Source organism: Alkalicoccobacillus plakortidis, assembly GCF_023703085.1.
Taxonomy (GTDB): Bacteria; Bacillota; Bacilli; order Bacillales; family Bacillaceae_D; genus Alkalicoccobacillus; species Alkalicoccobacillus plakortidis.
On sequence record NZ_JAMQJY010000001.1, the window covers coordinates 1,657,812 to 1,683,206 of the forward strand.

At 40.3% G+C, this 25,395-nt stretch carries 23 protein-coding genes and 4 pseudogenes; 2 read left to right on the forward strand and 25 right to left on the reverse strand.

Annotated elements, in window-relative coordinates; all coding sequences use genetic code 11:
* Nucleotides 1–37: 37 nt before the first annotated feature.
* The 13 genes from NDM98_RS08990 to NDM98_RS09035 form a co-directional block, all read right to left on the reverse strand.
* The gene (locus tag NDM98_RS08990) at nucleotides 38–781 is read right to left on the reverse strand and encodes an alpha/beta hydrolase (RefSeq protein ID WP_251606549.1); all 744 of its coding nucleotides are present in this window, start codon (nucleotides 779–781) and stop codon (nucleotides 38–40) included.
* Nucleotides 762–1,490 carry an alpha/beta hydrolase gene (locus NDM98_RS08995; RefSeq protein ID WP_251606553.1) on the reverse strand — a complete coding sequence of 243 codons (729 nt, stop codon included), beginning with the start codon at nucleotides 1,488–1,490 and terminating at the stop codon, nucleotides 762–764. Before NDM98_RS08995 ends, NDM98_RS08990 begins: the two co-directional genes overlap by 20 nt.
* A gap of 48 nt (nucleotides 1,491–1,538) precedes the next feature.
* The gene (locus NDM98_RS09000) at nucleotides 1,539–2,537 is read right to left on the reverse strand and encodes an LLM class flavin-dependent oxidoreductase (protein WP_251606556.1); all 999 of its coding nucleotides are present in this window, start codon (nucleotides 2,535–2,537) and stop codon (nucleotides 1,539–1,541) included.
* A 723-nt stretch (nucleotides 2,538–3,260) separates the two neighbouring features.
* Complete coding sequence (locus NDM98_RS23950) at nucleotides 3,261–3,833, reverse strand: hypothetical protein (protein WP_307728751.1); 573 nt, start codon at nucleotides 3,831–3,833, stop codon at nucleotides 3,261–3,263.
* Nucleotides 3,796–3,960 (reverse strand): type 1 glutamine amidotransferase family protein, encoded by a 165-nt coding sequence (locus NDM98_RS23955; RefSeq protein WP_307728752.1) that lies wholly within the window; start codon nucleotides 3,958–3,960, stop codon nucleotides 3,796–3,798. Before NDM98_RS23955 ends, NDM98_RS23950 begins: the two co-directional genes overlap by 38 nt.
* Complete coding sequence (locus NDM98_RS23960; protein WP_307728753.1) at nucleotides 3,917–5,752, reverse strand: beta-galactosidase; 1,836 nt, start codon at nucleotides 5,750–5,752, stop codon at nucleotides 3,917–3,919. Before NDM98_RS23960 ends, NDM98_RS23955 begins: the two co-directional genes overlap by 44 nt.
* Nucleotides 5,736–6,365, reverse strand: coding sequence for a hypothetical protein (locus NDM98_RS23965; RefSeq protein WP_307728754.1), 630 nt, complete (start codon nucleotides 6,363–6,365; stop codon nucleotides 5,736–5,738). Before NDM98_RS23965 ends, NDM98_RS23960 begins: the two co-directional genes overlap by 17 nt.
* A 19-nt stretch (nucleotides 6,366–6,384) precedes the next feature.
* The gene (locus NDM98_RS09010) at nucleotides 6,385–7,221 is read right to left on the reverse strand and encodes a carbohydrate ABC transporter permease (protein WP_251606558.1); all 837 of its coding nucleotides are present in this window, start codon (nucleotides 7,219–7,221) and stop codon (nucleotides 6,385–6,387) included.
* A gap of 22 nt (nucleotides 7,222–7,243) precedes the next feature.
* Nucleotides 7,244–8,176, reverse strand: coding sequence for a carbohydrate ABC transporter permease (locus NDM98_RS09015; RefSeq protein WP_251606561.1), 933 nt, complete (start codon nucleotides 8,174–8,176; stop codon nucleotides 7,244–7,246).
* A 72-nt stretch (nucleotides 8,177–8,248) separates the two neighbouring features.
* Nucleotides 8,249–9,535, reverse strand: coding sequence for an extracellular solute-binding protein (locus tag NDM98_RS09020; RefSeq protein WP_251606563.1), 1,287 nt, complete (start codon nucleotides 9,533–9,535; stop codon nucleotides 8,249–8,251).
* Nucleotides 9,536–9,658: 123 nt separating this feature from the next.
* Nucleotides 9,659–10,336: a substrate-binding domain-containing protein gene (locus tag NDM98_RS09025; RefSeq protein ID WP_251606565.1), complete on the reverse strand. Its 678-nt coding sequence runs from the start codon at nucleotides 10,334–10,336 to the stop codon at nucleotides 9,659–9,661.
* Between the two features lie 38 nt (nucleotides 10,337–10,374).
* A complete protein-coding gene (locus NDM98_RS09030) occupies nucleotides 10,375–10,698 on the reverse strand; it encodes a LacI family DNA-binding transcriptional regulator (protein ID WP_251606567.1) in 324 nt (107 codons plus the stop codon).
* 80 nt (nucleotides 10,699–10,778) lie between these two features.
* A complete protein-coding gene (locus NDM98_RS09035; RefSeq protein WP_251606569.1) occupies nucleotides 10,779–11,708 on the reverse strand; it encodes an AEC family transporter in 930 nt (309 codons plus the stop codon).
* A 117-nt stretch (nucleotides 11,709–11,825) separates the two neighbouring features.
* Between NDM98_RS09035 and NDM98_RS09040 the strand changes: the two genes are divergently transcribed.
* Complete coding sequence (locus NDM98_RS09040; RefSeq protein ID WP_251606571.1) at nucleotides 11,826–12,353, forward strand: cysteine hydrolase family protein; 528 nt, start codon at nucleotides 11,826–11,828, stop codon at nucleotides 12,351–12,353.
* 53 nt (nucleotides 12,354–12,406) lie between these two features.
* Here the strand turns inward: NDM98_RS09040 and secG are convergent.
* The 8 genes and pseudogenes from secG to NDM98_RS09080 form a co-directional block, all read right to left on the reverse strand.
* Nucleotides 12,407–12,621 (reverse strand): annotated as a pseudogene (gene secG / locus NDM98_RS09045) (preprotein translocase subunit SecG).
* A gap of 1,326 nt (nucleotides 12,622–13,947) precedes the next feature.
* A complete protein-coding gene (gene eno / locus NDM98_RS09050) occupies nucleotides 13,948–15,237 on the reverse strand; it encodes a phosphopyruvate hydratase (protein ID WP_251606574.1) in 1,290 nt (429 codons plus the stop codon).
* A gap of 31 nt (nucleotides 15,238–15,268) precedes the next feature.
* Nucleotides 15,269–16,802, reverse strand: a pseudogene (gene gpmI / locus NDM98_RS09055) (2,3-bisphosphoglycerate-independent phosphoglycerate mutase).
* Nucleotides 16,799–17,556: pseudogene (tpiA, locus tag NDM98_RS09060) on the reverse strand (triose-phosphate isomerase). Before tpiA ends, gpmI begins: the two co-directional pseudogenes overlap by 4 nt.
* A gap of 23 nt (nucleotides 17,557–17,579) precedes the next feature.
* Nucleotides 17,580–18,767, reverse strand: coding sequence for a phosphoglycerate kinase (locus NDM98_RS09065; RefSeq protein ID WP_251606577.1), 1,188 nt, complete (start codon nucleotides 18,765–18,767; stop codon nucleotides 17,580–17,582).
* Between the two features lie 90 nt (nucleotides 18,768–18,857).
* Complete coding sequence (gene gap, locus NDM98_RS09070; RefSeq protein WP_251606580.1) at nucleotides 18,858–19,865, reverse strand: type I glyceraldehyde-3-phosphate dehydrogenase; 1,008 nt, start codon at nucleotides 19,863–19,865, stop codon at nucleotides 18,858–18,860.
* 66 nt (nucleotides 19,866–19,931) lie between these two features.
* Nucleotides 19,932–20,954, reverse strand: coding sequence for a sugar-binding transcriptional regulator (locus NDM98_RS09075; RefSeq protein ID WP_251609044.1), 1,023 nt, complete (start codon nucleotides 20,952–20,954; stop codon nucleotides 19,932–19,934).
* A 158-nt stretch (nucleotides 20,955–21,112) separates the two neighbouring features.
* Nucleotides 21,113–21,355 carry a glutaredoxin family protein gene (locus NDM98_RS09080; RefSeq protein WP_251606583.1) on the reverse strand — a complete coding sequence of 81 codons (243 nt, stop codon included), beginning with the start codon at nucleotides 21,353–21,355 and terminating at the stop codon, nucleotides 21,113–21,115.
* 247 nt (nucleotides 21,356–21,602) lie between these two features.
* Here NDM98_RS09080 and clpP point away from each other — a divergent pair.
* Nucleotides 21,603–22,197, forward strand: a pseudogene (gene clpP, locus NDM98_RS09085) (ATP-dependent Clp endopeptidase proteolytic subunit ClpP).
* A 52-nt stretch (nucleotides 22,198–22,249) separates the two neighbouring features.
* Here clpP and NDM98_RS09090 read toward each other — a convergent pair.
* Genes NDM98_RS09090 through rapZ form a run of 4 tightly spaced genes read right to left on the reverse strand, consistent with a single transcriptional unit; the run spans nucleotide 22,250 to nucleotide 25,375 of the window.
* The gene (locus NDM98_RS09090) at nucleotides 22,250–22,507 is read right to left on the reverse strand and encodes an HPr family phosphocarrier protein (protein WP_251606586.1); all 258 of its coding nucleotides are present in this window, start codon (nucleotides 22,505–22,507) and stop codon (nucleotides 22,250–22,252) included.
* Between the two features lie 34 nt (nucleotides 22,508–22,541).
* Nucleotides 22,542–23,492 (reverse strand): DNA-binding protein WhiA, encoded by a 951-nt coding sequence (gene whiA / locus NDM98_RS09095; RefSeq protein WP_251606588.1) that lies wholly within the window; start codon nucleotides 23,490–23,492, stop codon nucleotides 22,542–22,544.
* Between the two features lie 30 nt (nucleotides 23,493–23,522).
* Nucleotides 23,523–24,485, reverse strand: coding sequence for a gluconeogenesis morphogenetic factor MgfK (mgfK, locus tag NDM98_RS09100; RefSeq protein ID WP_251606590.1), 963 nt, complete (start codon nucleotides 24,483–24,485; stop codon nucleotides 23,523–23,525).
* Complete coding sequence (gene rapZ, locus NDM98_RS09105; protein ID WP_251606592.1) at nucleotides 24,482–25,375, reverse strand: RNase adapter RapZ; 894 nt, start codon at nucleotides 25,373–25,375, stop codon at nucleotides 24,482–24,484. The genes mgfK and rapZ overlap by 4 nt, the downstream gene beginning before the upstream one ends.
* Nucleotides 25,376–25,395 lie beyond the last annotated feature (20 nt).

The following is a 25,395-nucleotide window of genomic DNA, read 5'->3' on the forward strand; positions in this document are numbered from 1 at the left end:
TGTTCTGCCAATTCTATCTGTCCCTACTTCAAGTTTATTAATCCCAATCACATGCTTCTAAAAATGCGAGGACATCTTGATGGAGTTGTTCTTTCTCATCTCCAAGGGTGATGACATGACCAGAGTGTTCATACCATTTAATCTGCTTCAATTCAGATTCAGCTTCTTCATGGATAATGTTAGCACTGTTGGTATCAATCATTCCATCTTGTCTTGCTTGTACAACAAATAGTGGCGAGTAAATAAAATCTAACTGGCTACGAACATCATCCATTAATTCTTTTAATTGAAAGAGTGTGTCCATTGGAAGCTGTTTAAATGCCTCCATCTCCTCCTCGATGACGTCCTCTGTTTTTTGCTCTCTTTTTTTATAGGCTTCTGCGTATTCAAGCATACCATTATAAATCGCATCTTCAGTCTTTGCCCTTACAGGTGCACACATCGATACGATACCCTTTACAGGTAAAGTGTAACCGATTTTTAAAGAGAATACCCCTCCAAGCGATAATCCACAGACCGCAATCTCATCATACCCTTTTTCTTTAAGAAATTGATAGCCGGCTTCAACATCCTTCCACCAGTCTGTAGGTCCTGTTTCAACTAATTGTTCTGGTGGAACACCATGCCCCTTATATAAAGGAGCATAACAGGTGTAGCCTTCTTTTTGAAGGAATCGACCAATCATTCGTACGTCCGCAGTTGTTCCAGTAAAGCCATGCAATAAAAGAACCGCTCGCTCGCCTCCTTCAAAGAAAAATGGTTTAGGTGCTACTAATTTCATTTTGTTCATCCCTTCTGTCTTTCTTTTCAATAAGAAATTCATGAATATGTCTCATAAGCTGATCCTTCTCAAAACCGTGACAGATCATATGTCTTCCATCCTTTAAATAATGAATGTACTTTTCCTCTGCCCCGATCGTCCGGAATAAATACTCCGAACTTCTCCTCGGCACCAACGCATCCCGCTCACCTTGAATAATAAGAACCGGCGTTTGAACATGTCGTATATACGGTCTAATCTTCTTCACTGCTGTCATAAACTGCACAACTGCTGACATTGGTGTATTCGTCATCTTATGACGGTACAAATCAACTAATTGATCTGGTTCTGAAACACCAGTCAGCTGTGTATGCAAAGTCGCTTTCACACTCTCAAACAGCATCGGAGGATTTAAATAATAGGCAGCCGCACTTAACAAAACCAGTTTCTTTATCTCATACTTTGCGGCAATATAACAAGCCAAAAGACCACCCATCGAAAAACCAATCACATATACCTCTTCACATCGTTTGATTAATTCTTCAGCAGCTACCTCAACCATATATAGCCAGTGCTGATACGTCACAGTACGCAAATCCCCATCCGGACCGTGACCAGGCAAGGTAGGTGCATAAACGAGCCAGTCCTTTTGTTTTCTTAACGATTCAGCAATCGGCTCAACCTCCCACGGTTCCCCAGTGAAGCCATGTATACAAAGACATCCCTTCAATGCCTCCTCCACCCCTTCTAACTGAAATACACGCATTGGCGTGTGAATTTATAGCTCCATTGCCTCAGCCAGTAATTGATACGAACGAATTCGATCTTCTTCCGAATGAAGATTACAAAGAACCAAAAATTCATTCATGCCATATCGTTCTGAGAGCTTCATCAATTCCCTGCGAACCGTTTCCTTTGAACCAACAATCATTCGAGTTCGGTTATGTATCATACGCTTTTGATCATCATCTGTATACTGATATTGGATCGCTTCTTCTGAACTGGGCACACGGCTATCGAGCCCTTTTTCGACCCTTAATAGCCAAAGATCCTGACTTTTTGCAAGGTATTCGGCCTGCTCATCTGTATCAGCACATACAACAAAAATGGCCGTTAGCATTTGTGGCGTTTGACTCCACCCGTTTGAAACGAAGTTAGAACGATAGGCTTCAAACGCTTGCCGACCACGAGCTGACTTTATGAAATGGCCAAACACATAGCCCAACCCTTGTTTTGCTGCTAGTTTTGCGCTGTTTTCACCTAGACCAAGTAGCCACATCGGAGGAGGTACTTCAACCTGTGGAGATGCTTTGACTCCTGAATAAACATGATTTCTAGGTAACGTATCTCTTATATAATACACAAGATCCTGTAATTGCCGATCAAATTCCTCTAAACTCCTTGGTTCTCCATCAACTAGTGCCTTGCGCAGAGCCGGTGTTCCACCAGGAGAGCGCCCCACACCAATATCAATTCTACCCGGAAAAAGCGATTCAAGCTGCTTACTAATTTCCGCCACTTTAAATGGACTGTATTGAGGAAGAAGAATGCCACCTGTACCGATACGAATCTTCTTCGTACTAGCTGCAACAGCCGCCATCAAGATCTCAGGCGCACTACTTAACATCCCCTTTGTCCCATGATGCTCCGCAAACCAATATTTTGTATATCCTAGCTGTTCAGCTAGAGTAGCCATCTTTATCGTTTCATCCATCCTGTCTGTTACTGACTGACCTTTAGATAGAGGGACTTGATCTAAAATACCTAGCTTAATCAATTCGTTTCGCCTCCCTCCTTCTATTGTATCCTTTCTAGTTTATTTTCCCTATTTTTCTGCTTTCCACACCTGATGATGGATATTTTGGTGCGGGGGGATTTGGGTTGGGGTGCTCCGGTTGGGGGGCATTGCTCCATTTCGAGGGCCATCGCTCCAATTTGAATGCCCATTGCTCCATTTCGAGGGCCATCGCTCCAGTTTGGGTACCCATTGCTCCAGTTCGAGGGTCATCGCTCCAGTTTGGGTACCCATTGCTCCAGTTCGAGGTCATCGCTCCAGTTTGGGTACCCATTGCTCCAGTTCGAGGTCATCGCTCCAGTTTGGGTACCCATTGCTCCAGTTCGAGGGTCATCGCTCCAGTTTGGGTACCCATTGCTCCAGTTCGAGGGTCATCGCTCCAGTTTGGGTACCCATTGCTCCAGTTCGAGGGTCATCGCTCCAGTTTGGGTACCCATTGCTCCAGTTCGAGGGTCATCGCTCCAGTTTGGGTACCCATTGCTCCAGTTCGAGGGTCATCGCTCCAGTTTGGGTACCCATTGCTCCATTTTGCCTTCTATCGTTTCAATCGCATCCCTATCGTTTCACTTTCCACTTCTATCGTTTCAATCCAGCTCCATCCCTTCACTTCCTCCTCCTATCATTCAATCTCTACTCCACCATTTCAATCCCCCACTCACAAAAAAACAGTGAGCATCCTAAGATACCCACTGTTTCTGAAATCATTTATACTTTTAATCCTTCTGATTCTGACTCAACTTGTACTTCGTTAGGTCGATACGTTGTAACGATTTCTCCTGCTGCATTCGTTTGGAACAAAACAGATCGTTCTTGCTCGAGTTTTACAGAGTACGTTTTATTAAGGACCGGATTGGTTACTTCTACTTCTACATCTCCTGCAAATTCAGAAACAAAGATGTAGAGATCACCGTCATCAAATGACAGTCTGCGTCCATAGACACCTGGGTTGTCTCCACCCTTATTCCAGATCAGCTCTTCCGTTACACCAGCCTGCTGTAAAGCGAAGCGATACAGCTCTTTTAATGGCTCCAGACGGTTATTCAGCTCCACAGGCAGAGGACTCCAGATAAATGTTCCTTGACCAATCGACACTTGCTTCACGGCATTCTGAGTCGATTCTACTAAACATTCCTTTGTCAACTCAGCAATACGTCGCTCACCAAAGCTAACTGCATGAGCTTTTCCATTAATCACTAATGCTTCTTCACGCAAGACATTCTGGAGTTTGGATGCACCAAGCTCATCTAAAAGTCTCTCCGAATGTTTCCAAGCCTGCATTTAAACGAAGTGGTCCTGTATACAGAACGGTTCCGCCTTGCGCAGCATAAGCAATCAACTGATCAAAGGCTTCGTCGCTGAAGTTATGCGCACTTGGCACAATCACAAGCTTCGGCTTGGTTCTCAAGCATTGCCTCTAAATGATACTCACTAAATCCACGGGCATGTGTATTTAACTCATACGAAAGAGTACGCACGGCATTCGTTGTTGCATCAAAAGCAAGTTTACGGCTTGAAAAGTCATTGGAATACGGATAAATCACTGCTACTTCTTCTAGCTTTCGATTCACAAATAATTCCTTCGTCTCATTCATAAAGGAACCAAAATCATAGGAGACATCAGCTTCTGGTTTTTCCGTTCCATCTGCTCTCAATGCGCCAATATTGGATTCGTTTACATTATCCATATAGAAGTTTGTATTCCATAGCCATTGCACAGCACCTGCTCCGCCAGTTGAGAATGCGTATGCATACTTGCGCTCTAAAATGTTACGCAGTTCTTCTTCTGTTCGTTTAGCCAAGCCGTCAGGTTGTTCAAGATACATAATTCCCGTTTCCTGCACAAGATTCGGTTTTGATGCTGTTTTTGTGAAAACACCATCCCATACAAGATGATCCAACTGCCACCACGTATGGTTTGTTGTATAATCAACAACGGATTCATAGAAAAATGGTGTTGGACGTTGCGAACGTAATGCCTCATCTTGACCAACTGTAATTAAGCGATCACTGTTAATGGAATGAATCGTGCTCGACAATTCTTCTGCCCACTGGTTATGCATATCCATTGTAAACAAGGTGTAATCAAGCCACACTAAGCTTTTACTTGGGTTACGCATATCCTGTACATCAAAGTTGATATCCTCATGCTCAGGTGTTGTAATTGCTTCAAAACTAGGAAGCTCAACAGATGAATAATTCCATGCCTCCTGAACCTGGCGAATCGTGCCATACTTTTCTTTTGTCCAATCTTGAAATGCCTTTATTTCAAACGAGTCTCTCGCAGAACGTGGTCCTGAGAAAATTCGTTTTGGATCAAACATTGATGGCTCATTAATTAGATCCCAGTGCAGATGGGTCGCTTTTGTATATCTAGAGATAATAGCTGCGATAAAACGTTTCTGTGCTTCTAAGCTGCGCGGATCAAGGTACGGATTTTTCCCTTCCCATAGCTCCGGTGTAAAAGCAAAGAATGTAAAACATAGATCCAAATCATGTCTCTTAGCAGTTAATACAAATGCATCAATCGCACGAAGCACTTCCTCATACGGATGCCCATCCACATACATGATCTGTCTCCATGCCGTCCAAATGCCTGAGCGAATATGGTTAATACCCGCTTGCTTCATTTGTGCCATATCCTGATCCCATACAAGAGCATTAGGCATAAATAAAAATTTTCTTGCCACATCAGAAGTCATATAAGTCATACCAACAATCGGAAAAGGTTTACCATCTTTCTCAAAATAATCACGGTTTGCGATTAATGGAGAACCCTCTTGAAGCAATGTTTCTGAGAAGCCCCAAAATCCTTGGTTGAAGTGTACTATTTCTCCAGAAGTTGAGAGGGCTTTAACATGAATCGTGTAGAACCCTTCTTCCACCTGAAACGGCATCGTTCTTCTGAGATTTGACCATTCTCTTGATTCATCAATCGTCACAACTTCCTGAAAGTTGATTTTATCTGCTCCATCCTTCAGAACTTGAAGCTGAAGAGTCCACTGTTTACCTTGTTGTTTACCTTGATGAAGAGCAAGACTTTGTAACTGAACAGAAATGGTTGGCACTTCTCCAGGATAATAACTAGCATAACCCGGTTTCACCCAAATTTCGGTGACACCTTCTGATGTATACCAAGCCAATTTATTTAAAATATCAGTTCCGTGCTTCCAGAAAGTATCATCAAAGCGCTGATTCAAAAAAATCCAAGCGACCTCCGGAGAATTGTCCTTTTGTATTCTCTATTAATACAACTGGAGCTGAAATCTCTCTTCCCTCTTCAGATAACCCTGTTAATAATGGGTAAATATGAGCATCCATCGGTCCACTTGAACCATTTTCATGTGGCTGATCATCCTCTTTCGTCACGTGAAGAACAAATCCATACGTAGACTGAATGCTAAACGCGCTCTCCAACCCTTCCAATATTGGTCGGTCATTCGAGCCCACAAGTTCGTGAACTTTACTACTATCTACCTTTAATGCTTCATGGATATTAAGTTGCTGATGGTAGGCCGTTTGCTCAATCTCAACCTTCCACTCACCCTGATCTTTATATACAGGATATCTAAATGGAATATCACCTGTGTGTACAAGTCCTCCACCTTGTTGAAAAAAGCGGAGGATTGCAGACCAAGAATCCTTTGGAAAATAAGAGCCATGTAAATTAATGAAAGTTTGGTATTTCCCACTCTCCAACGCACGTTCTAACCCTTCAACATCTACCACTTCCGAAAAATTGGCAATAGTACGATCTGATGGACGCACCCCATCAAATGGAAATGTATGATCATAGAAAAACAAATAACTCATGCGTAGAACCCCTTTACAGCTAATTTTTGACGGCACCCTCTGTTAGTCCAACGATAAAGTACCTGCTAAATAAGATAAATACAACTAATATAGGCAACGTAGCCATAAATGTTCCTGCTAGAATCATAGAATAATCGGTATAGAACACATCATTTAATGTTCTTAATGCAATTTGAATCGTATGAACACTTTGATCTTTTAAAACGACTAAAGGCCATAAAAAATCGTTCCATGTGTTCATGAAGGTCACAATGCCTAGAGTAGCAAGACCAGGCTTAACAGTTGGTAAAACAATATTCCAATAGGTACGGAACGTTCCGCATCCATCCATTCGAGCCGCTTCTAGCAACTCGTCAGGAATAGCAGATGAGATATACTGTCTCATCCAAAACACACCAAACGCACTCACCATCGTTGGTACAATGACTGCTTGTAGTGTGTCGATCCACCCTAATTTACTAATGATCATAAAGGATGGGATTAAACCAAGCTGAGGAGGAATCATCATTGTTGCTAATAGGAAAACAAACAACATATTTTTTCCTTCAAACTGCAGTTTGGCAAAAGCAAAACCTGCTAACGAACAGAAAAACAAGACTGACAACGTTACGGCTGAGGAGATAAAAAATGAATTAAACATCGCTCCAAAGAAATCAATACGCTCAAATACATTCATTGCATTTTCAACAAATTGAGTTCCCGGAAGCATAGCTGGTGGAAATTGGTTAACGGATGTTGTTGAATTAGAACCAATAACAAACATCCAGTAGAAAGGAAATAAAGATAATAAAGAACTGCACACTAGAAAGGTATATAACAAAATCTTAGGCAGCTTCTTCTGTCCAACTTCTTTCATAACGAAATTCTCCCTTCTTGCATTAAGCTGACTTGATTCGTTTTGTAACGAACATATTAATTAATGAAACAACGATAATAATTAAGAATAGTACCCAGGCAATAGCTGATGCATATCCGAATGAGAAGCGTTCAAATGCTTCTTGGTAGAGATAAAGAGTCATTGTTAATCCCTGTGATTCGGAACCGATTCCAAATAACAAAGGCTCTGTAAATACCTGCATGCCTCCAATGGAAGATAACAATACTGTAAAGATAATAATTGGGCGAACCATTGGTATAGTGATAAAAAGAAATTGTTGAATTTTATTTGCCCCATCAATTGTGGCTGCTTCATATAAGTCTTTCGGTATACTTTGTAGACCTGCTAAGTAAATAATTGTGTTATACCCTACCCATCTCCACATCACCATTAGTGAGATCGCAACGTGAGTTCCAAAGTAAGAACCTTTCCAATTGATTGGATCAATTCCAATTGAGCTCAGTAGGTAGTTAATAATCCCATATTGTGTACCAAATATAGCGGAGAAAACGATTGCTACCGCTACAATTGAAGTAACGTTTGGCATAAAAATACTAAGGCGAAACAGGCTTTTCCCTTTTAAAAATGCTTGATTTAAAACAAATGCCAACACTAGTGCAAGAAATAACTGTGGAATGGTTGAAAGCGCCCAAATACTAAAGGTATTACCAACCGCTTTCCAAAATAATGGATCATTTGTAAAAAGTCCTATATAGTTTGCAAATCCAATAAATTCTCTCTCTCCAAGAATGTTCCACTTATGAAAGGATAAATAAGCTGTAAAAATCAGCGGAAACATCCCAAACACACCAAACAATAAGAAAAACGGGGAAATATATAGGTAACCAGAAATACGGTCGCGCGTACGCTGATTGTATTTCCTTTTTGGTTTCTTTTCCGTGATCGGACTATTTTGCCGCACTTCTGTACTCATAGGTTTCATCCTTCCTACTTTACTTTCATAAAAAACAGCGTAAGATTACTCCTACGCTGTTATTAGCTCGTGTTAACGAGAAATCTGTCTGTCTACTTCTTCCATAGCTTTATCCCATGCAGCATCAGGTTCTGCTGCTCCATCAGCGACTGTTCCAAGTGCATCCTGCATGATTGTGTTAATTGGAGCTGTCATTGGTGCGCGATAAACGTCTTTAACAAGAGTAGCTGCTTCAGCATAAATGGCTCCGATATCTTTACGGATAAAGAATTCATCATCAAGTTCTTTGATCGCAGGTTCGTCATAGATACCTGGTGTAGATGGGAAGTTCCCATTTTCTTCAAAGATCTCAAGTTGATTATCTGGAGACATTAACCATGTAATAAAATCATAAGCTTCTTGCGGGTGATCACTTTGAGTTGGAACTGTTAAGAATGATCCTCCCCAGTTTCCAGAACCTTCAGGCATTAAAGAAATATCCCAAAGTCCTGAAGTATCAGGCGCGTCATTTTTAATGTTTTGAAGCATCCATGGTGGTAGGAATACTGTAGCAAAGTCTCCATTTGCAATTGCTGCGCCCCACTCAGGTGTTTGTCTTTCGATGTTCGCTTGAATATCCATCGCTTCAATTGACTTATCCCAAGCTTTTAGGATCTGTGGACTTTCTTCAATGATTAGGGTGCCATCCGTTTCAAAATATTGTTTGTCTCCCTGTTCGCGAATAGCAGAGTACAAGTCAGCAACATCACTGAACATAAAGCTACCTGTTTCTTCTTTTAACTTTTGTCCTGCTTTGATATAGTCATCCCACGTGCCCAGTGCTTGAGACACTTCATCTGGATCTGTTGGTAGACCTGCTTCTTCAAACAAATCAACGCGATAAGCCATCGCCATTGGGCCTATATCTGTAGGAATACCAATGACTGATCCATCATCAGAAGATGCTTGCTTCCATTTCCAATCAAGATAATCCCCTTCTAAATCAGCTGCTCCGTATTCAGACAAATCGTAAAACATATCACTGCTCTCTTTAATTCTTTCAAGATAGCCTTCATCTACACCTGAAATATCTGGTGCACCAGATCCAGCTGCTAAAGCTGTAATTAAATTCTGATGAGCATCTGCATACTCAGCCTCTTGAATATTAATCTTAATCCCTGGATTTTCTTCTTCATATTGCTTCGCCTTTTCAGCAAAACCCATTCCTGGCCAGAGCCACATTGTTAACGTAACGTCATCCCCACTTCCACTATCACTTCCGCCTCCACCAGAACTAGAACCTGACGAACACGCTGCCATAGCAGCAGCCATACCAATGCTTCCAACAACCAGTAATGATTTGCGAGCAAAACGATTCATACTAACTCCCCCTGAATTGTTATTATTGTTATTATTAAATGTTATTTATAGATAAAACATATCACTAGATTCATCAAATGTAAACGCTTAATTTATAAAAAAATAAAATCGGCAAGCTTTAGCTCACCGATCTCTTGGTATATCAACAGATTCTTTTAATAACATATCTCCTGAAATAAGTATTTTCTCAGGGGGATACTCATTATGGTTGATCCTCCAAACCAAACGATCCACTGCTCGTCGTCCGATCACTTGTTTCAATACTTGCACAGTCGTTAAAGCAGGAGTTCGCCCTTCTTCTTCGGCTAATAAGTCAAAACCAGTGACAGAGACATCCTGCGGACAGGTTAATCCATTATCTTCAAGTAAATGAATAACCCGACGCGCTATATGGTCATTTGCACATACAAAAGCTGTTGGGAATGGAATTTTTTCTTTTTTCCACTTATCGAACTTCCTCTGAATTTCAACTTCCATATCATCATCATATGTAATATCCATCAATACTGATTCGTGCTCTAAATCAGCATTTTCTATAACCGTTCTGAATCCAATCCACCTGTCAAAAAAACTACGAGAATGCTTCAATTCCCCTACAAAAGTTAATTTTCGATGTCCTAGTCCAATTAGATGATCCGTGATTCTTTCAATACCATTGCGATTATCCATAAAAATACTATCAGCACGCATAAGCTTATCTTCATGGTCAATCATAACAATCGGAAGACCGTATCCGGAAAGCGCTACAAGCCATTGTTCATTTAATGTTCCAAGGCTGATGATCCCAATCAAATTGGTCACGTCCACCTTTTTAGATAGATCCATTTCACTTGTAATAACTACCATTCCAGCTTTTTTGATTGGATTCCTATCGAGACCCCCTGAAAAACTGAACCCCAGTATGTATAGGTGATACTTTGATATTGATAGTTAGGAAGAAAAACAAGAATATAGCCGTTTTCCACTTCTACCTTCTTATTTGCTTGATTTGAATTAGACAGATGACTCTCTTTTGAATACCCAAGTTGTTTTGCTGCAAATAAGATCTTCTGTCTTGTTGTTTCACTAACGCCTGGCTTGCCATTTAACGTTTTTGACACAACATATTTAGAAACCCCTACAGTATCTGCGATTACCTGCATGGTTATTTTTCGTTGTCCCACTGACCCACACCACCTGACATCCTACATTTTTGTTATCTTTGTTAGTATTATAGCAGTATTTTATGCATATTGCAGATTAACTAAATAAATGGAATGATCAAATACAAAACAGGAATAAGTATAACGAGCATGGCCGTATTCACAATCCAATTTGAATTAGCCAGTTCCACATCTAATTGATAGAGCTGTGGAGGTACTAAAGCAGAGACTGCTGTTGGCATAGCTGACATAATTAGAACAACTTTAATGAGAAATCCATCATACAATTCCCCTAATCCTAACAATATAGCGAGAGTCACACTTATACATGGAACAAGTACACTCTTCATGATTGAAAGCGATAGACTCAGTTTAAGATGTTTTTTAACGGATGTCAGTTTCATTGAGAACCCTACTGGAATTAATAAAATGACTGCCGTTAATGGAACGAGCACTTGATTTAACTGACCATAGCCGGTAAATCGTTCCCACGGTGACACATTTAATAAACCTCCAACTACAACTGCACAAAAAGTAATCATAATAAATGGATCTCGAATAATGGCTCGCCATTTTGAATTGGAGCCTGCCGTCGACTGTGGTTGACCGTAACTTTTGGCTACGGGATAACAAACGGTATAATAAAACAATTCTTCAAATAGTCTGAACATAACAACATACGCCAAGCTTTGCTCTCCTAACAAAAGAACACAGAATAACGATCCAAACGTTCCTAAATTTAAAAACGATCCTGTTACAAACATCGAACCTGTCTGGACTCTAGACAGCTTATAGAACTTAGATAATAGGATACCTAATAAACCGCCTAGCATAATCGTTGCAATACCTAGAATAGGCAAATAAATAAGGCTACGATCTGTTAGCTCAGCATGCCAAAACGCTCCAATTAATATAATTGGATTTAGACCAAGTAGTACAAACCGAATACAAAATGTTAGAAATGAGCTAAGCGGAAACCAAGATGGAGTTAACTGTTTATTGGCTAGGTTTCGTAAGACACTTCCTAACAAGAGTCCTATTGCAATCACACTAAAAGCAAGTAAAAATTGATTAATGCCTATCCACTCCTAATTATATATTAATTGTAACTAAAGTGATAAAATGGTTTCGAGAGGAGTTGATATCATTTGAAGTCTGCCTTACTCATTCTGGATGTTCAAAATGGGTTTATTCAATCCGGCTCATTTGATAAAGCTTTACACAATATGGAAAGTCTTGCTACATATTTTAAAGAAAAAGATGAACCTGTTATTTTGACTAGACATATTGATCAAAATCCTAAAAGCCTTATTCAAGATCAAACCTTTAATGGTGAGCTTTATGATACGTTTATACCTTATGCTGATGCGGTTTTTCATAAAAAACAACCAAGTGCCTTTAAGGAGACAGATCTAGAAACCTATTTAAAAGTAAATAAAATAACAAACCTCATCATCACTGGCTTTAATGTTGAATATTGCTGCCTTTTTAATTCAATTATTGCACATGAAAAAGGATTCTCTGTTACGTTTATTGAAGATGCTTCTGCCACCGTTAACACGGATGAGACGTATGAGATGCCTGGTCTTGATATACGCGATTTTGTGGCCACTGTACTGCATTGGTCTGGATGTATCCAAGTTGTGGATACTGAAGAATATATCCAACTACCATAAAGAAACCACTCCATTCATTCTACATGATTGGAGTGGTTTCTTTAGAGCATCTATTATAAGAAATAACCAAGAGTGACAGATAAAATAAAGAATAGAACGGCCAATATGATGGTTGCTCTATGTAGTACAAGGTCAACTCCTCTGGCTTTTTGTTTCCCTATTAATTGCTCAGCACCACCAGAAATCGCTCCGGATAAACAGCACTTTTACCTGACTGAAGCACAACAACAGTAATTAGAGAAATTGAAACGATAACCAGCAAAATCATCAACGTTAGTTGCAAAACATTCCACCTCCATGCACATCTTGCGCTAGTTTAAATCTACCATATAGACAGGGCTTAAGCAATGTTATAGATAGAAAAAGCTGAGAATTTTATTATCTTATATTCGTACAAGCCAAACGATACATCGATTCATCTTTCCAAACTTCTTTTATATTTCCGCTTTATTCTACACAGCACAGATCATTTCCCGCGCAATATTTCATTTTCCGAGTATAGGTAGTGCTTTTGATCATATTTGACACCATAATTAGCTAATGAAGCTGTTACGTAGTGAAGGGAGTGTCGGTAAAAGAAGAACAGGAAAGAGTATGATTAATTGCTCTGCTACAGGAAGATCCTACTTTTAAAAACAAAAATGCTAACGTTCCTGATTGGGGTTAATCACACCGCTACAGGAGAACCCTACGCACCCTCAAGCACGGCCTCAGCCCTTGAAGGGGAAGATCACCCCTTCAATGTCTTCGGACGCGTGCTGTCCCGCAGGAGTCTACGGATTCTCCTTCCGCTATTATTAGCTTAAACTCAAAACAACAACAAACATAAAAGACTTAAAAATTTAAAGACTTAAAGACTTAAAAAACTTATAGTAAGGAACGTTTACCCTTTTTGATTGTTTGAATCTATATAATATCTCTTACATAGCGCTAGAACGAACAATTCACTTAATCATACAAGAGAAAAAACACAGCTGCATGAGCTTGAACAAACGATTATAGCTTTTTAGATAATTTGTTTTAAGTTTATTTGTACTGATTTTCAAAAAATTTAATGCATCTGTATTGTGCAAAAGATGAATACAAATACCTGCAACAATACAATATTTAGAGTACTGAAAGGAAAGTTCTTAATAGTAAGTTGATTTCACATGAACCTCTGCAGGTATATGCGTCAACCTCATAAACCAGATTGGACAAATGATCTAACTCTGATAGTAAGGCTTTCACACCAGTCACATCAAGTGAAATCAATGGTAATCTACTATTTGTTTTTTCTTGTATAACTCTATATGACAAGTTAAATACTTTGTACTTTTCTTTTGCACTACAACTCTAACAAAAATTCAGACGCACTCACCTAGCGGACGGAATGGGCAGGCCGACTCCAAGCGGGACTAAAGGGCAAGGTTGAAATGATTTGGCAAGCCAAATTAGGCGGGCGCCCTCCCGCGGAAAGCGTGCCGCCCATCCCGGTAGCGACGATTCTAAGGAATCCCCATTCCGCTAACTTTAGCCTAATACAAAAAAAACGAACGACCCTAATTTATCAGGATCGTTCGTCGTTTTGTTTGTTCATTTACAATTGTTCTACTTACTTAGACAGGTTATAGAAAGACTTACGTCCGCCGTATACTGCTACATCAGCAAGATCGTCTTCAATGCGAAGAAGTTGGTTGTACTTCGCTACACGGTCTGTACGTGATGGTGCACCTGTTTTGATTTGACCAGCGTTTGTTGCAACTGCAATATCAGCAATTGTAGCATCTTCTGTTTCACCAGAACGGTGAGAGATAACCGCTGTATAACCAGCACGCTTAGCCATTTCGATTGCTTCAAATGTTTCAGTTAGTGTACCAATTTGGTTCACTTTGATTAGGATTGAGTTAGAAATACCTTTCTCAATTCCTTCAGCAAGTTTTTCAGTGTTGGTTACAAACAAGTCATCCCCAACAAGTTGAACTTTGTCGCCAAGCTTTTCAGTTAATAGCTTGTGACCATCCCAGTCATTTTCATCTAAGCCATCTTCAATTGAGATGATTGGGTATTTGGATACAAGATCCTCATAGAATGCAACAAGCTCTTCAGAAGTGAAGACTTTGCCTTCGCCTGAAAGATGGTATTTGCCATCTTCTTTGTTGTATAGCTCAGAAGAAGCAACATCCATTGCCAATTGAACTTGTTCACCTGGCTTGTAACCAGCTTTTTCAATCGCTTCAATGATTGTTTGAAGAGCTTCTTCGTTTGATGATAAGTTTGGAGCGAATCCACCTTCATCACCAACAGCTGTGTTATAGCCTTTTGATTTAAGAACTGCTTTAAGGTTGTGGAAAATTTCAGCACCGATTTGAACAGCGTGCTTGAAGTTATCTGCACCAACAGGCATGATCATAAATTCTTGGATATCTACGTTGTTATCAGCATGCTCTCCGCCATTGATGATGTTCATCATTGGTACAGGAAGAGTTTTTGCACTGAATCCACCAAGATATACGTATAATGGAACGCTTAACGCTGCTGCTGCTGCATGAGCGACAGCCATAGATACACCTAGAATTGCATTTGCACCTAATTTAGCTTTGTTTTTTGTGCCGTCTAGCTCAAGTAAAAGCTTATCAATTCCAAGTTGGTCTCTAGCATCTTCACCAATTAGCTCAGGAGCAATGATGTCATTTACGTTAGTAACAGCTGTAAGAACTCCTTTACCCATAAAACGGTCTCCGCCGTCACGTAGTTCTACTGCTTCGTATTCGCCTGTTGAAGCGCCACTTGGTACAAGAGCACGGCCTTCTTCTCCAGATTCAAGGTATACATTTACTTCTACTGTTGGATTACCACGTGAATCAAGAACTTCACGAGCATGAATATCAGTAATTATAGTCAAGCTAATCATCTCCCTTTTAATTGTTGTTTTTTTATTTTATTAAAGATTGTCCAGTCATTTCTTTTGGTTGCTTTTCATCAAGTAATTGAAGAAGTGTTGGGGCAAGGTCAGCTAATTTGCCGTCCTCACGTAGTGTTAATCCTTTTTCAGTTACAATAACCGGCACACGGTTTGTTGTGTGGGCAGTCATTGGATTCCCTTCAAGAGTGATAACTTCATCTGCATTCCCGTGATCAGCGGTAATGATGGCAGCTCCACCTTTTTCAAGAATGGCATCCACTACTCTTCCAAGACATTCATCAACAGCCTCAATGGCTTTAATTGTTGGCTCAAGCATTCCTGAATGTCCAACCATGTCAGGGTTAGCGAAATTCAAGATAATCGCATCATGCTTTTCTGCTTCAATCTCAGCAACTAATGCATCTGTTACTTCATACGCACTCATTTCTGGCTTCAAGTCATAGGTTGCTACTTTTGGTGAATCAATTAATATTCGTTCTTCACCAGGAAACTCTTGTTCACGTCCGCCACTAAAGAAAAACGTAACGTGAGGGTATTTTTCTGTTTCTGCGATTCGCAATTGACGAAGGTTTTGCTGCGAAAGAACTTCTCCGAGTGTGTTATCAAGATTTGTTGGTTTGAAGGCTACAAATCCGTCAATTGACTCACTGAACTTCGTTAGGCAGACAAAATGAAGATGCTTTGGAAATTTCTCTCCACGTTCAAATCCTCTAAAATCTTCGTTTGTAAATACTTGTGAAAGTTGAATCGCACGGTCAGGGCGGAAATTAAAGAAAATGACTGCATCGTCATCCTGAACAGTGGCCACAGGCTTACCTTCTTTGTCCGTCAACACAGAAGGAATCACAAATTCATCATGGATGTCGTTTTTGTAGTTATCTTCGATGACATCTAGAGCATTCTCATATGAAGGTCCATCACCATACACCATGGCGCGGTATGATTTCTCTAAACGATCCAAGCGCTTATCGCGGTCCATTGCATAATAACGACCGTGAAGCGTTGCAATTTCACCAATTCCGATTTCTTCAAGCTTTTTCTCCAGAGAACGAATATACGTTTCCGCGCTTGTTGGAGCAACATCACGTCCATCAAGGAAGCCATGAATGTAAACTTTTTTCACATTTTTACGCTTCGCAAGATCAAGCAATGCGAATAAATGCTCAATGTGACTGTGAATTCCTCCGTCTGATAATAAACCATATAAATGAAGAGCAGTTCCCTTTTCATTCGCATGATTTATCGCATCAAGGAAGGTTTGGTTTTCAAAAAACTCCCCTTCACGGATAGCAAGGTTAACTCGCGTTAAGCTTTGATACACGATTCGGCCGGCACCAATATTTAAATGACCAACCTCTGAGTTCCCCATTTGACCAAGCTGGTAATCCAACCGCTTCCCCATCTGCTTTCAGGGTTGCATGAGGGAATTCATTATGAAAACGGTCATAATTGGGTTTGTTCGACTGCTCTACCGCGTTGCCTTTGGTTTCGTCCCTTAAACCAAAGCCATCAAGGATAATTAGAGCAACGGGTTTCTTACTCATTTTACCGCCTCCAGAAGCTCAAGGAATGAAGCTGGCTCAAGACTTGCTCCTCCAACTAAAGCTCCATCTATATCAGTTTGTGCCATGTATTCAGCGATATTAGCTTGGTTTTACACTTCCACCGTATTGGATACGTACTGCATCAGATACTTCATGTGAAAACGCTTCTGCTACAACGGTACGGATATAGCCGCAGCCTTCGTTTGCATCTTCAGAAGATGAAGATTTACCTGTTCCAATTGCCCAAACTGGCTCATAAGCGATCACTGTCTTTTTAACTTGTTCATCAGTTAATCCAGCAAGACCTTTTGTAATCTGTTCTTGAAGAACGTCATTTGTACGGTTTGCTTCTTTTTCTTCTAACGTCTCACCGCAGCAAAGAATTGGAATAAGACCTTGTTCGTGAGCAGCATGTACCTTTTTGTTAATAAGGTCATCTGTTTCAGCAAACAATTCTCTGCGTTCAGAGTGACCAAGTACTACATATTCAACCTTTAGGTCAGCAAGTGCTGCCTGGGCTTGTTTCACCAGTAAAAGCTCCACTTGTTTCAAAATAAGCGTTTTGAGCTCCTACTTTTAAGTCTGTACCTGCTGTAGCTTCAACCAAACTTTGAAGGAAGATGGAAGGAGCACACACAACTGAATCAACGGACTCTGAGCTCGGTAGCTTCGTTTTAACTTCTTCAGCAAATGACTTTGCTTCTGAAAGTGTTTTGTTCATTTTCCAGTTACCTGCAATAATAGGTTTACGCATGGTTCATCACCTCTCGTAATTAATTACTCTTTATCTGAAAGGGCTACAACACCAGGAAGGTCTTTACCTTCCATAAACTCAAGTGATGCGCCACCACCAGTAGAGATATGACTCATTTTATCTGCTAATCCAAACATTTCGACCGCAGCAGCAGAATCTCCACCACCAATAACAGAGTAAGTCTCTGTGCTATTCGCGAGTGCTTCAGCTACAGCCTTTGTTCCACCTGCAAAGGTCTCAAGTTCAAATACACCCATAGGACCGTTCCAGATTACAAGTGCAGAATCTGCAACAACACTCTTGTATGTATCTTGTGTTTTTGGACCAATGTCTAACGCTTCCCAATCAGCCGGAATTTCACTTATTGGAACAATGTTCGTGTTTGCATCGTTAGAGAAGTCATCAGACACGATAACATCCTCTGGCATGTAAAAGTTCACACCGTTCTTTTTCGCTTTTTCCATAAAGCTTTTAGCAAGCTCAATCTTATCTTCTTCTAATAAAGACTTCCCTACTTCATGACCAAGCGCTTTTACAAATGTATAAGCTAAACCTCCGCCAATGATTAGGTTATCGACTTTATCTAATAGGTGATCAATAACACCGATTTTATCTTTTACTTTTGCCCCACCAATAATGGCTGTAAATGGACGTTTTGGTTCTGTTAATGCTTGTCCAAGCACATCAAGCTCTTTCTCCATTAAGAAACCAGCGGCAGAAGGAAGATGCTTTGCAATTCCTTCAGTTGAAGCGTGAGCACGGTGAGCTGCACCAAATGCATCATTTACATAAAAATCAGCTAGTGCCGCAAATTCTTTTGCAAGCTCAGCGTCATTTTTCTCTTCACCCGCATAAAAACGAACATTTTCAAGTAATAGGATGTCGCCATCTTTTAACTCACTTACAGCAGTCTCTGCTACTTCTCCTCTTGCTTCAGTGCTAGCCGCAACCGGTTGATCTAATAACTCAGATAGACGTACTGCAACTGGTTTAAGACGCAGTTCTTCAACAGCTTGGCCTTTTGGACGACCAAGATGACTAGCAAGGATTACTTTTGCACCTTGTTTGACTAAATGTTGGATGGTTGGAAGAGCTGCTTTAATACGAGTTTCATCCGTAATCACTCCGTCTTTCATCGGTACATTAAAGTCAACACGAACAAATACACGTTTTCCGGTTAATGTAACATCTTGAAGTGTTTGCTTATTCATAAACGAACCTCCTCCTACTTTTTATTTTGTGACAAGCGGAAAGAGGAGTCAGATTCAAGACCTTCCTCCTCTTAGTATCCGCTTGCTCCATTATAGCCCTTTGCTAGCGATGTATTCAACTAAGTCAACGACACGGTTTGAGAAGCCAGTTTCGTTATCATACCAAGAGATAACCTTAACCATGTTGCCTTCCATAACCATTGTAGAAAGAGCGTCGATTGTAGAAGAATGTGTGTTGCCATTGTAATCATGAGATACTAGTGGCTCTTCAGAGTATCCAAGAACACCTTTAAGTTTACCTTCAGATGCTTCTTTAAGAGCAGCATTTACTTCTTCAGCTGTTACATCTTTATCAAGTTCAACAACAAGGTCAACTAGTGACACGTTTGGAGTTGGAACACGCATAGCTGCACCATTTAATTTTCCTTTAAGTTCAGGAAGAACAAGTGCTACTGCTTTAGCAGCTCCAGTTGATGTTGGAATGATGTTCTCAGCAGCCGCACGAGCACGACGGTAGTCTTTGTGTGGAAGATCAAGAATTTGTTGATCATTTGTGTACGAGTGAACTGTGTTCATTAGTCCACGACGGATACCAAACTGATCATTTAATACTTTTGCAAATGGAGCCAAGCAGTTTGTTGTACAAGATGCGTTAGAGATAACGTCATGGCTTGCAGGATCATACTTGTCTTCGTTTACACCTACAACTACAGTGATATCTTCATCAGAAGCTGGTGCAGAGATGATAACTTTTTTAGCTCCTGCTTCAATGTGTTTCGCAGCATCTGCACGTTTAGTGAAGAAACCAGTTGATTCAATAACAACTTCTACTCCGTGCTTATCCCATCCGATTTCAGCAGGGTTACGCTCAGCAGAAACGTGAATCTCGTGACCATCTACAACTAGTGCATTTTCTCTTACTTCGATGCTTACATCAAGATTACCATGGACAGTGTCATACTTTAATAAATGCGCAAGCATGTTTGCATCCGTTAAGTCATTAATTGCTACTACCTCTACGTTAGGATTCTGAAGTGCCGTGCGGAATACGTTACGCCCAATACGTCCAAAACCATTAATACCAATTTTCGTTGCCATGTTAAAATTCCTCCTGACATAATTTGAAAAGCTTAATCTATCAAAAAGGGCAATACCCTTTTCTTCCTATTCATTGTGAAGCAATCTTCTTGCGGCCGCTTCGTCTGTAATTAGTACGTCACTAGGCCGATGTTTCATATAAGCCGCAATGGCATTTGCTTTAGAGGCACCACCAGCAACCGAAATCACATGTTTGCCAGAATCCAACTCATCAAGCTGCAGACCGATTGTTCGCTGCTTATGGATAATATCGCCTGCTTGATTAAAATAATAACCAAAGGCTTCTGCTACTGCGTGTTCCCGTTTTAACTTGTTCATAAACGGTTCTTCTGAGCTTCGTCTAGCGGCCATTCTTGTAGCATCACCAATTCCATGTAGCAAAATGCGGGATGTCTTAATTAAATCAAGAATTTCCCTCACGGAAGGTTCTAGCACTAACGACGAATACGCTTCCTCACTCAACTGATCTGGTACGTGCATCAGTCGATACTCAGCTCCGGCACGGTCAGCAAATTCAGCACTAATCGTATTGGCTTGATTTTCCACTCTCTCACCAAGTCCACCGCGAGCTGGAACAAAAATGGTCTGACTAACCTTTGGATCAGGTGTCATCATTTGTGCAACAGCAGCTAAAGTTGTACCACCCATTACCGCAACAACAGATTGCGGGATTATGATGGACTTAAGCTCCTTCACACAAGCCTGCCCCATTTCTTGCTTTACCCAGTCTTCCTCATCACTGTCTCCAGCAACAATAACCGCTTTGGTTACACCAAGCTTTTGTTCGAGCTCAGCTTCCATCGCACGTAAACCAAGAATGTCCTTCATCATCTCTTCAAGTTGATCAAGTACAGTTTCACCTTCCCTAGTTAAACTCATACCAGCTGTGGTAAATGCCACTAATCGCTGATCCTTAAGAAAAGTAACTTCGCCTCGAACAACTCGCTCTGAAAGCTGAAGGTTAACAGCTAAAGACCTTCGTCCAATTGGCTGTTTAAGGTAGACAAATTGTAGCATTCGATATCGCTTCTGCATGGTCTCTACTAACTCTGGTACTAACTGTTTTTGTACATTAACCAGTTTTCTCATCATGTAGCAGCACCTCTTTTCTACAGATAGGGACTATTAATGTCCCGCGATGACATTTTACGTCCCGAACAAACCAAACGTTTGCTACAGATCAATCATAACAATCGTTCACGTTTTTGACAAGTTATTTACTCGCATTTTTAAATTTAAATAAGTAATTATTTCTGCAGGCTTTTTATGACATGACTAATTTTATCATATGTAAGAATTCCTTCATCCGCTACTTTGTCTTCAACCAGAACAACTGGAATTCGAATCATATATTTTTCTAACAGTTCATCATCTTTATAGATATCAACTATTTTACAATCAAAAGAATATGTTTCTTTAAGTTGGTCAATAATTTGAAGTCCTTTTTCACATAATGAACAATTCTCTTTTGAATAAAACGTGATTAACATTCGGATTCCCCCTAGACAATACTTCATTTAGTATAGCAAAAGAACATTCGAATCATAAACCGGTTTAACTTCCTCCAGATTCGGAAATGATGAAAAGAGGGAATTGAGCTACTGATAGGGAATCTAATATATGCAGAGTGGTTTTATTTGACCTTCTCTGACCTAATAGGTATGATGTACATACAGCATTTGAACAGCTGATTTTAGCGTAAACGCAATTAACCACATTTTACAGGAGGAATGATCCATGAATCTCATCCCTACAGTTATTGAACAAACAAACCGCGGCGAGCGCGCGTATGATATCTACTCTCGTCTTCTGAAAGACCGTATCATTATGCTCGGAAGTGCCATTGATGACAACGTAGCAAATTCAATTGTTGCGCAATTGCTTTTCTTACAAGCAGACGATCCGGATAAGGATATCTCTTTATACATTAATAGCCCAGGTGGATCAATCACAGCTTGGAATGGCTATTTATGACACGATGCAGTTTATTAAACCTGATGTATCTACAATTTGCATCGGTATGGCTGCTTCAATGGGCTCATTCTTGCTATATGCTGGAGCCAAAGGAAAACGCCTTGCCCTACCGAACAGTGAAGTGATGATTCATCAGCCCTTAGGTGGAACTCAAGGTCAGGCTTCTGATATCGAAATTCACGCTCGTCGTATCATTGAAATGCGTGAGAAATTAAATGAAATCCTTTCTGAGCGTACTGGCCAACCGATTGATATTATTTCACGTGATACAGATCGTGATAATTTCATGACAGCTGAACGCGCAAAAGAATATGGTTTAATTGATGAAGTCATTTCATCACAAGCACAAAAGAAATAATGTTCATAAAAAAAGGCAGCCATAACGGCTGCTTTTTTTATGTATACCCACATTACGAAGGATTCTGAATGTAGTCTACTAACGTATCTAAGGCTTCTTGTTCGTCATGCCCATCTGTACTAATGACAATGGTTGCATTATGTCTGATTGCCAAACTCATAATCCCCATAATACTTTTAGCATTGGCTACCTTACCATCCTTCTCGATGTTAACAATCGATGAAAAACGATTTGCCTCTTGTACAAACATGGCTGCTGGTCTAGCTTGCAAACCACCTTTTATTGCAACCGTCACTTCTGACTTAATCATGCGTGATCCCCCCTTTATAAAATGTTATATATTATTAACTTTCAATCATTTCTCCAGAACGTATCTTCTCTGCAATTTCATCAATCTTTTTAAGCCTATGATTAATGCCTGACTTACTCACTTTTCCACCCTCAAGCATATCTCCTAATTCCTTCAAGGTGACATCTTGATGAATCAATCGCAAGGAGGCAATATCTCTTAATTTAGGAGGAAGCTTGTCAAGACCAATCGTCCGTTGAATCAAACGAATATTTTCTACTTGTCGTAGGGCAGCACCAACTGTTTTATTAAGGTTGGCGGTTTCACAGTTCACTAATCGATTAACCGAATTTCTCATGTCTTTTAAAATTCGTACATCTTCAAAATACAATAGTGCTTGATGCGCACCAATGATACTAAGAAATTCTGTAATCTTTTCACTTTCTTTAATATAAACAATAAAGCCTTTTTTACGCTCAAGCGGTTTGACACGAAGTCCATACTCGTTCATTAATTCACATAGAGACATATTGTGTTCTTCTGATGAAGAAAAAATCTCTAAATGATAGGAGGAGGTCTCTGGGTGATTGACAGAACCACCAACCATAAAAGCTCCGCGCATATAAGCTCGTCTACCTTGTTCCGAGTTAATTAGTTCTTTGGAAATCGTACGGATTAAAGTAAATCCATCTCCAATAATGCCTAGCTTCTCCATAAGAGGTTTTGCTCCTCTTGTGACCCTGACGAGATAGACGTTGTTTTTCTTTAATCTCATTTTTTTACGAACAAGCAGTTCAATAAATATGTCTGGGAACAATTGTTTTAACAAGGTATAAATACGCCTTGCAATTGCTGCATTTTCAGTCGTTATGTCCAAGCCTACTTGTTGACGTGCAAACGAAAGTGAGCCATTCATTCGAACTAGAGCAGCCAGCTCAGCTGATGCATATGGTTCAACAGGCTCAAGCTGAGTGAGTTCTTTTTTTACTTTGGCTGCAAAAGACATGTTGCCCCCCCCTTTCATTTGGATCTTTTTCTATGGTTGATGTGTATTAAGTGTTCCTGCACGTAGGATAGCTTCCGAAACCATCTTTGCATTGTGTCGTAATTGACTATCCTGTTCCACTACAAATTGATCTTCAATCACATTCACACCCAAATTTTGTAGTCGTTCATGATCTACTGTAACAGGGAATGCAATTTCGTTTTCGTATCGTGCTCTAACATTTTGCGAGATTACGGACCCATTTACCAAAATATCATCCACTAAATGAGGTCCACAATGTGAGATTAATCCTTCTAAATGATCAGCAGCACTATAACCGTCTGTTTCACCTAACTGAGTCATGGCATTACAGATATAGATCTTCCTTGCAGAAGAATTCCGTATTGCTTCAACAATACCTGGTACCAACAAATTCGGTAGAACACTTGTATATAAACTACCTGGACCTAAAACGATCCAATCCGCATCCTTGATGGCCTGCAAGCTTTCTGGAAGTGGTTCAATGATATCCGGCGTAAGATACACACGCTTTATTGGCTTTTGCACGGCCGGGATTTTAGACTCCCCAGTAATAATAGAGCCATCCTCCATCTCCGCGTGCAGCACAATGCTTTGATTAGCAGCGGGCAGTACCGTTCCACGAACATTTAATACTCGACTAACAGCAACTATTCCCTGATGAAAGTCTCCTGTAATAGAGGTCATACCTGCTAGGAGCAGATTCCCTAATGAATGACCGGACAAACCGCTGCCATTGGCAAAACGATGTTGAAAAAGTTCTTCAACTAAGGGTTCCACTTCGGCCAATGCCGTTAATACATTTCGGACATCGCCTGGCGGGGGAATATCAAGTTCCTTCCGCAAAATACCCGAACTACCGCCATCATCAGCAACCGTAACAATAGCTGTTATATTAACGGGATACGTTTTTAGACCACGCAATAAAACTGATAAGCCTGTGCCTCCACCTATAACGACAACATTCTTATTCACGGGTTAAGAACCTTCCTTTTGGCGATATCTCGATGTGTGGCATGAACTTCATAATCAGCTTTAAATTCTTTGGCAAAATACTCAACCAATGTCACCGACCGATGTTGTCCACCTGTACAGCCAATGCCAATCACAACCTGACTTTTACCTTCTCTTTTATACTGCGGAAGCATAAAGTTCAACAGATCGGTCAGCTTTTCAACAAATTGCTGGGTTTCCGACCATTTTAGCACGTAGGATGACACCTCTTCGTCTAAGCCTGTTTGTGGTCGCATATGCTCCACATAATGTGGGTTAGGTAAAAAACGAACATCAAATACTAAATCGGCATCAATTGGAATTCCGTATTTGAATCCAAATGATTGAAGCTGTACTGAAAAAGACTGACGTGCATCTGAGGAGAAGCGACGAATTAAACGTTCACGTAATTCGATTGGCTTTAATTCTGTTGTATCAATAATCAACTGAGCTCGACCTTTTAATTCTTCGAGCATTTCTCTTTCTAAACGAATCCCTTCAAGTGGTAATCCATTTTTGGCCAAAGGATGTGTTCGTCTAGATTCCTTGTAGCGTTGAACAAGCTTATTATCTTTAGATTCAAGGAAAAGGATTTGCACATTAGGTTTGGTATGGCCGTTACTAAGTTGATCAACTGCTTCAAAAAGATGATCGAAAAAACGTTGTCCCCGTAAATCCATGACCAACGCTACTTTATTCATCTTACCGCTAGCTCCTTCAATCAAATCAATAAATTTTGGAAGCAACGCAGGAGGCAGGTTATCTACACAAAAATAGCCTAAGTCTTCAAAACTTTGAACAGCAACCGTTTTACCTGCACCTGACATACCTGTAATAATAACAATTTCAATGGTTTGTTCGGACTCTCCCATAGATAACACCCTTTTCACAT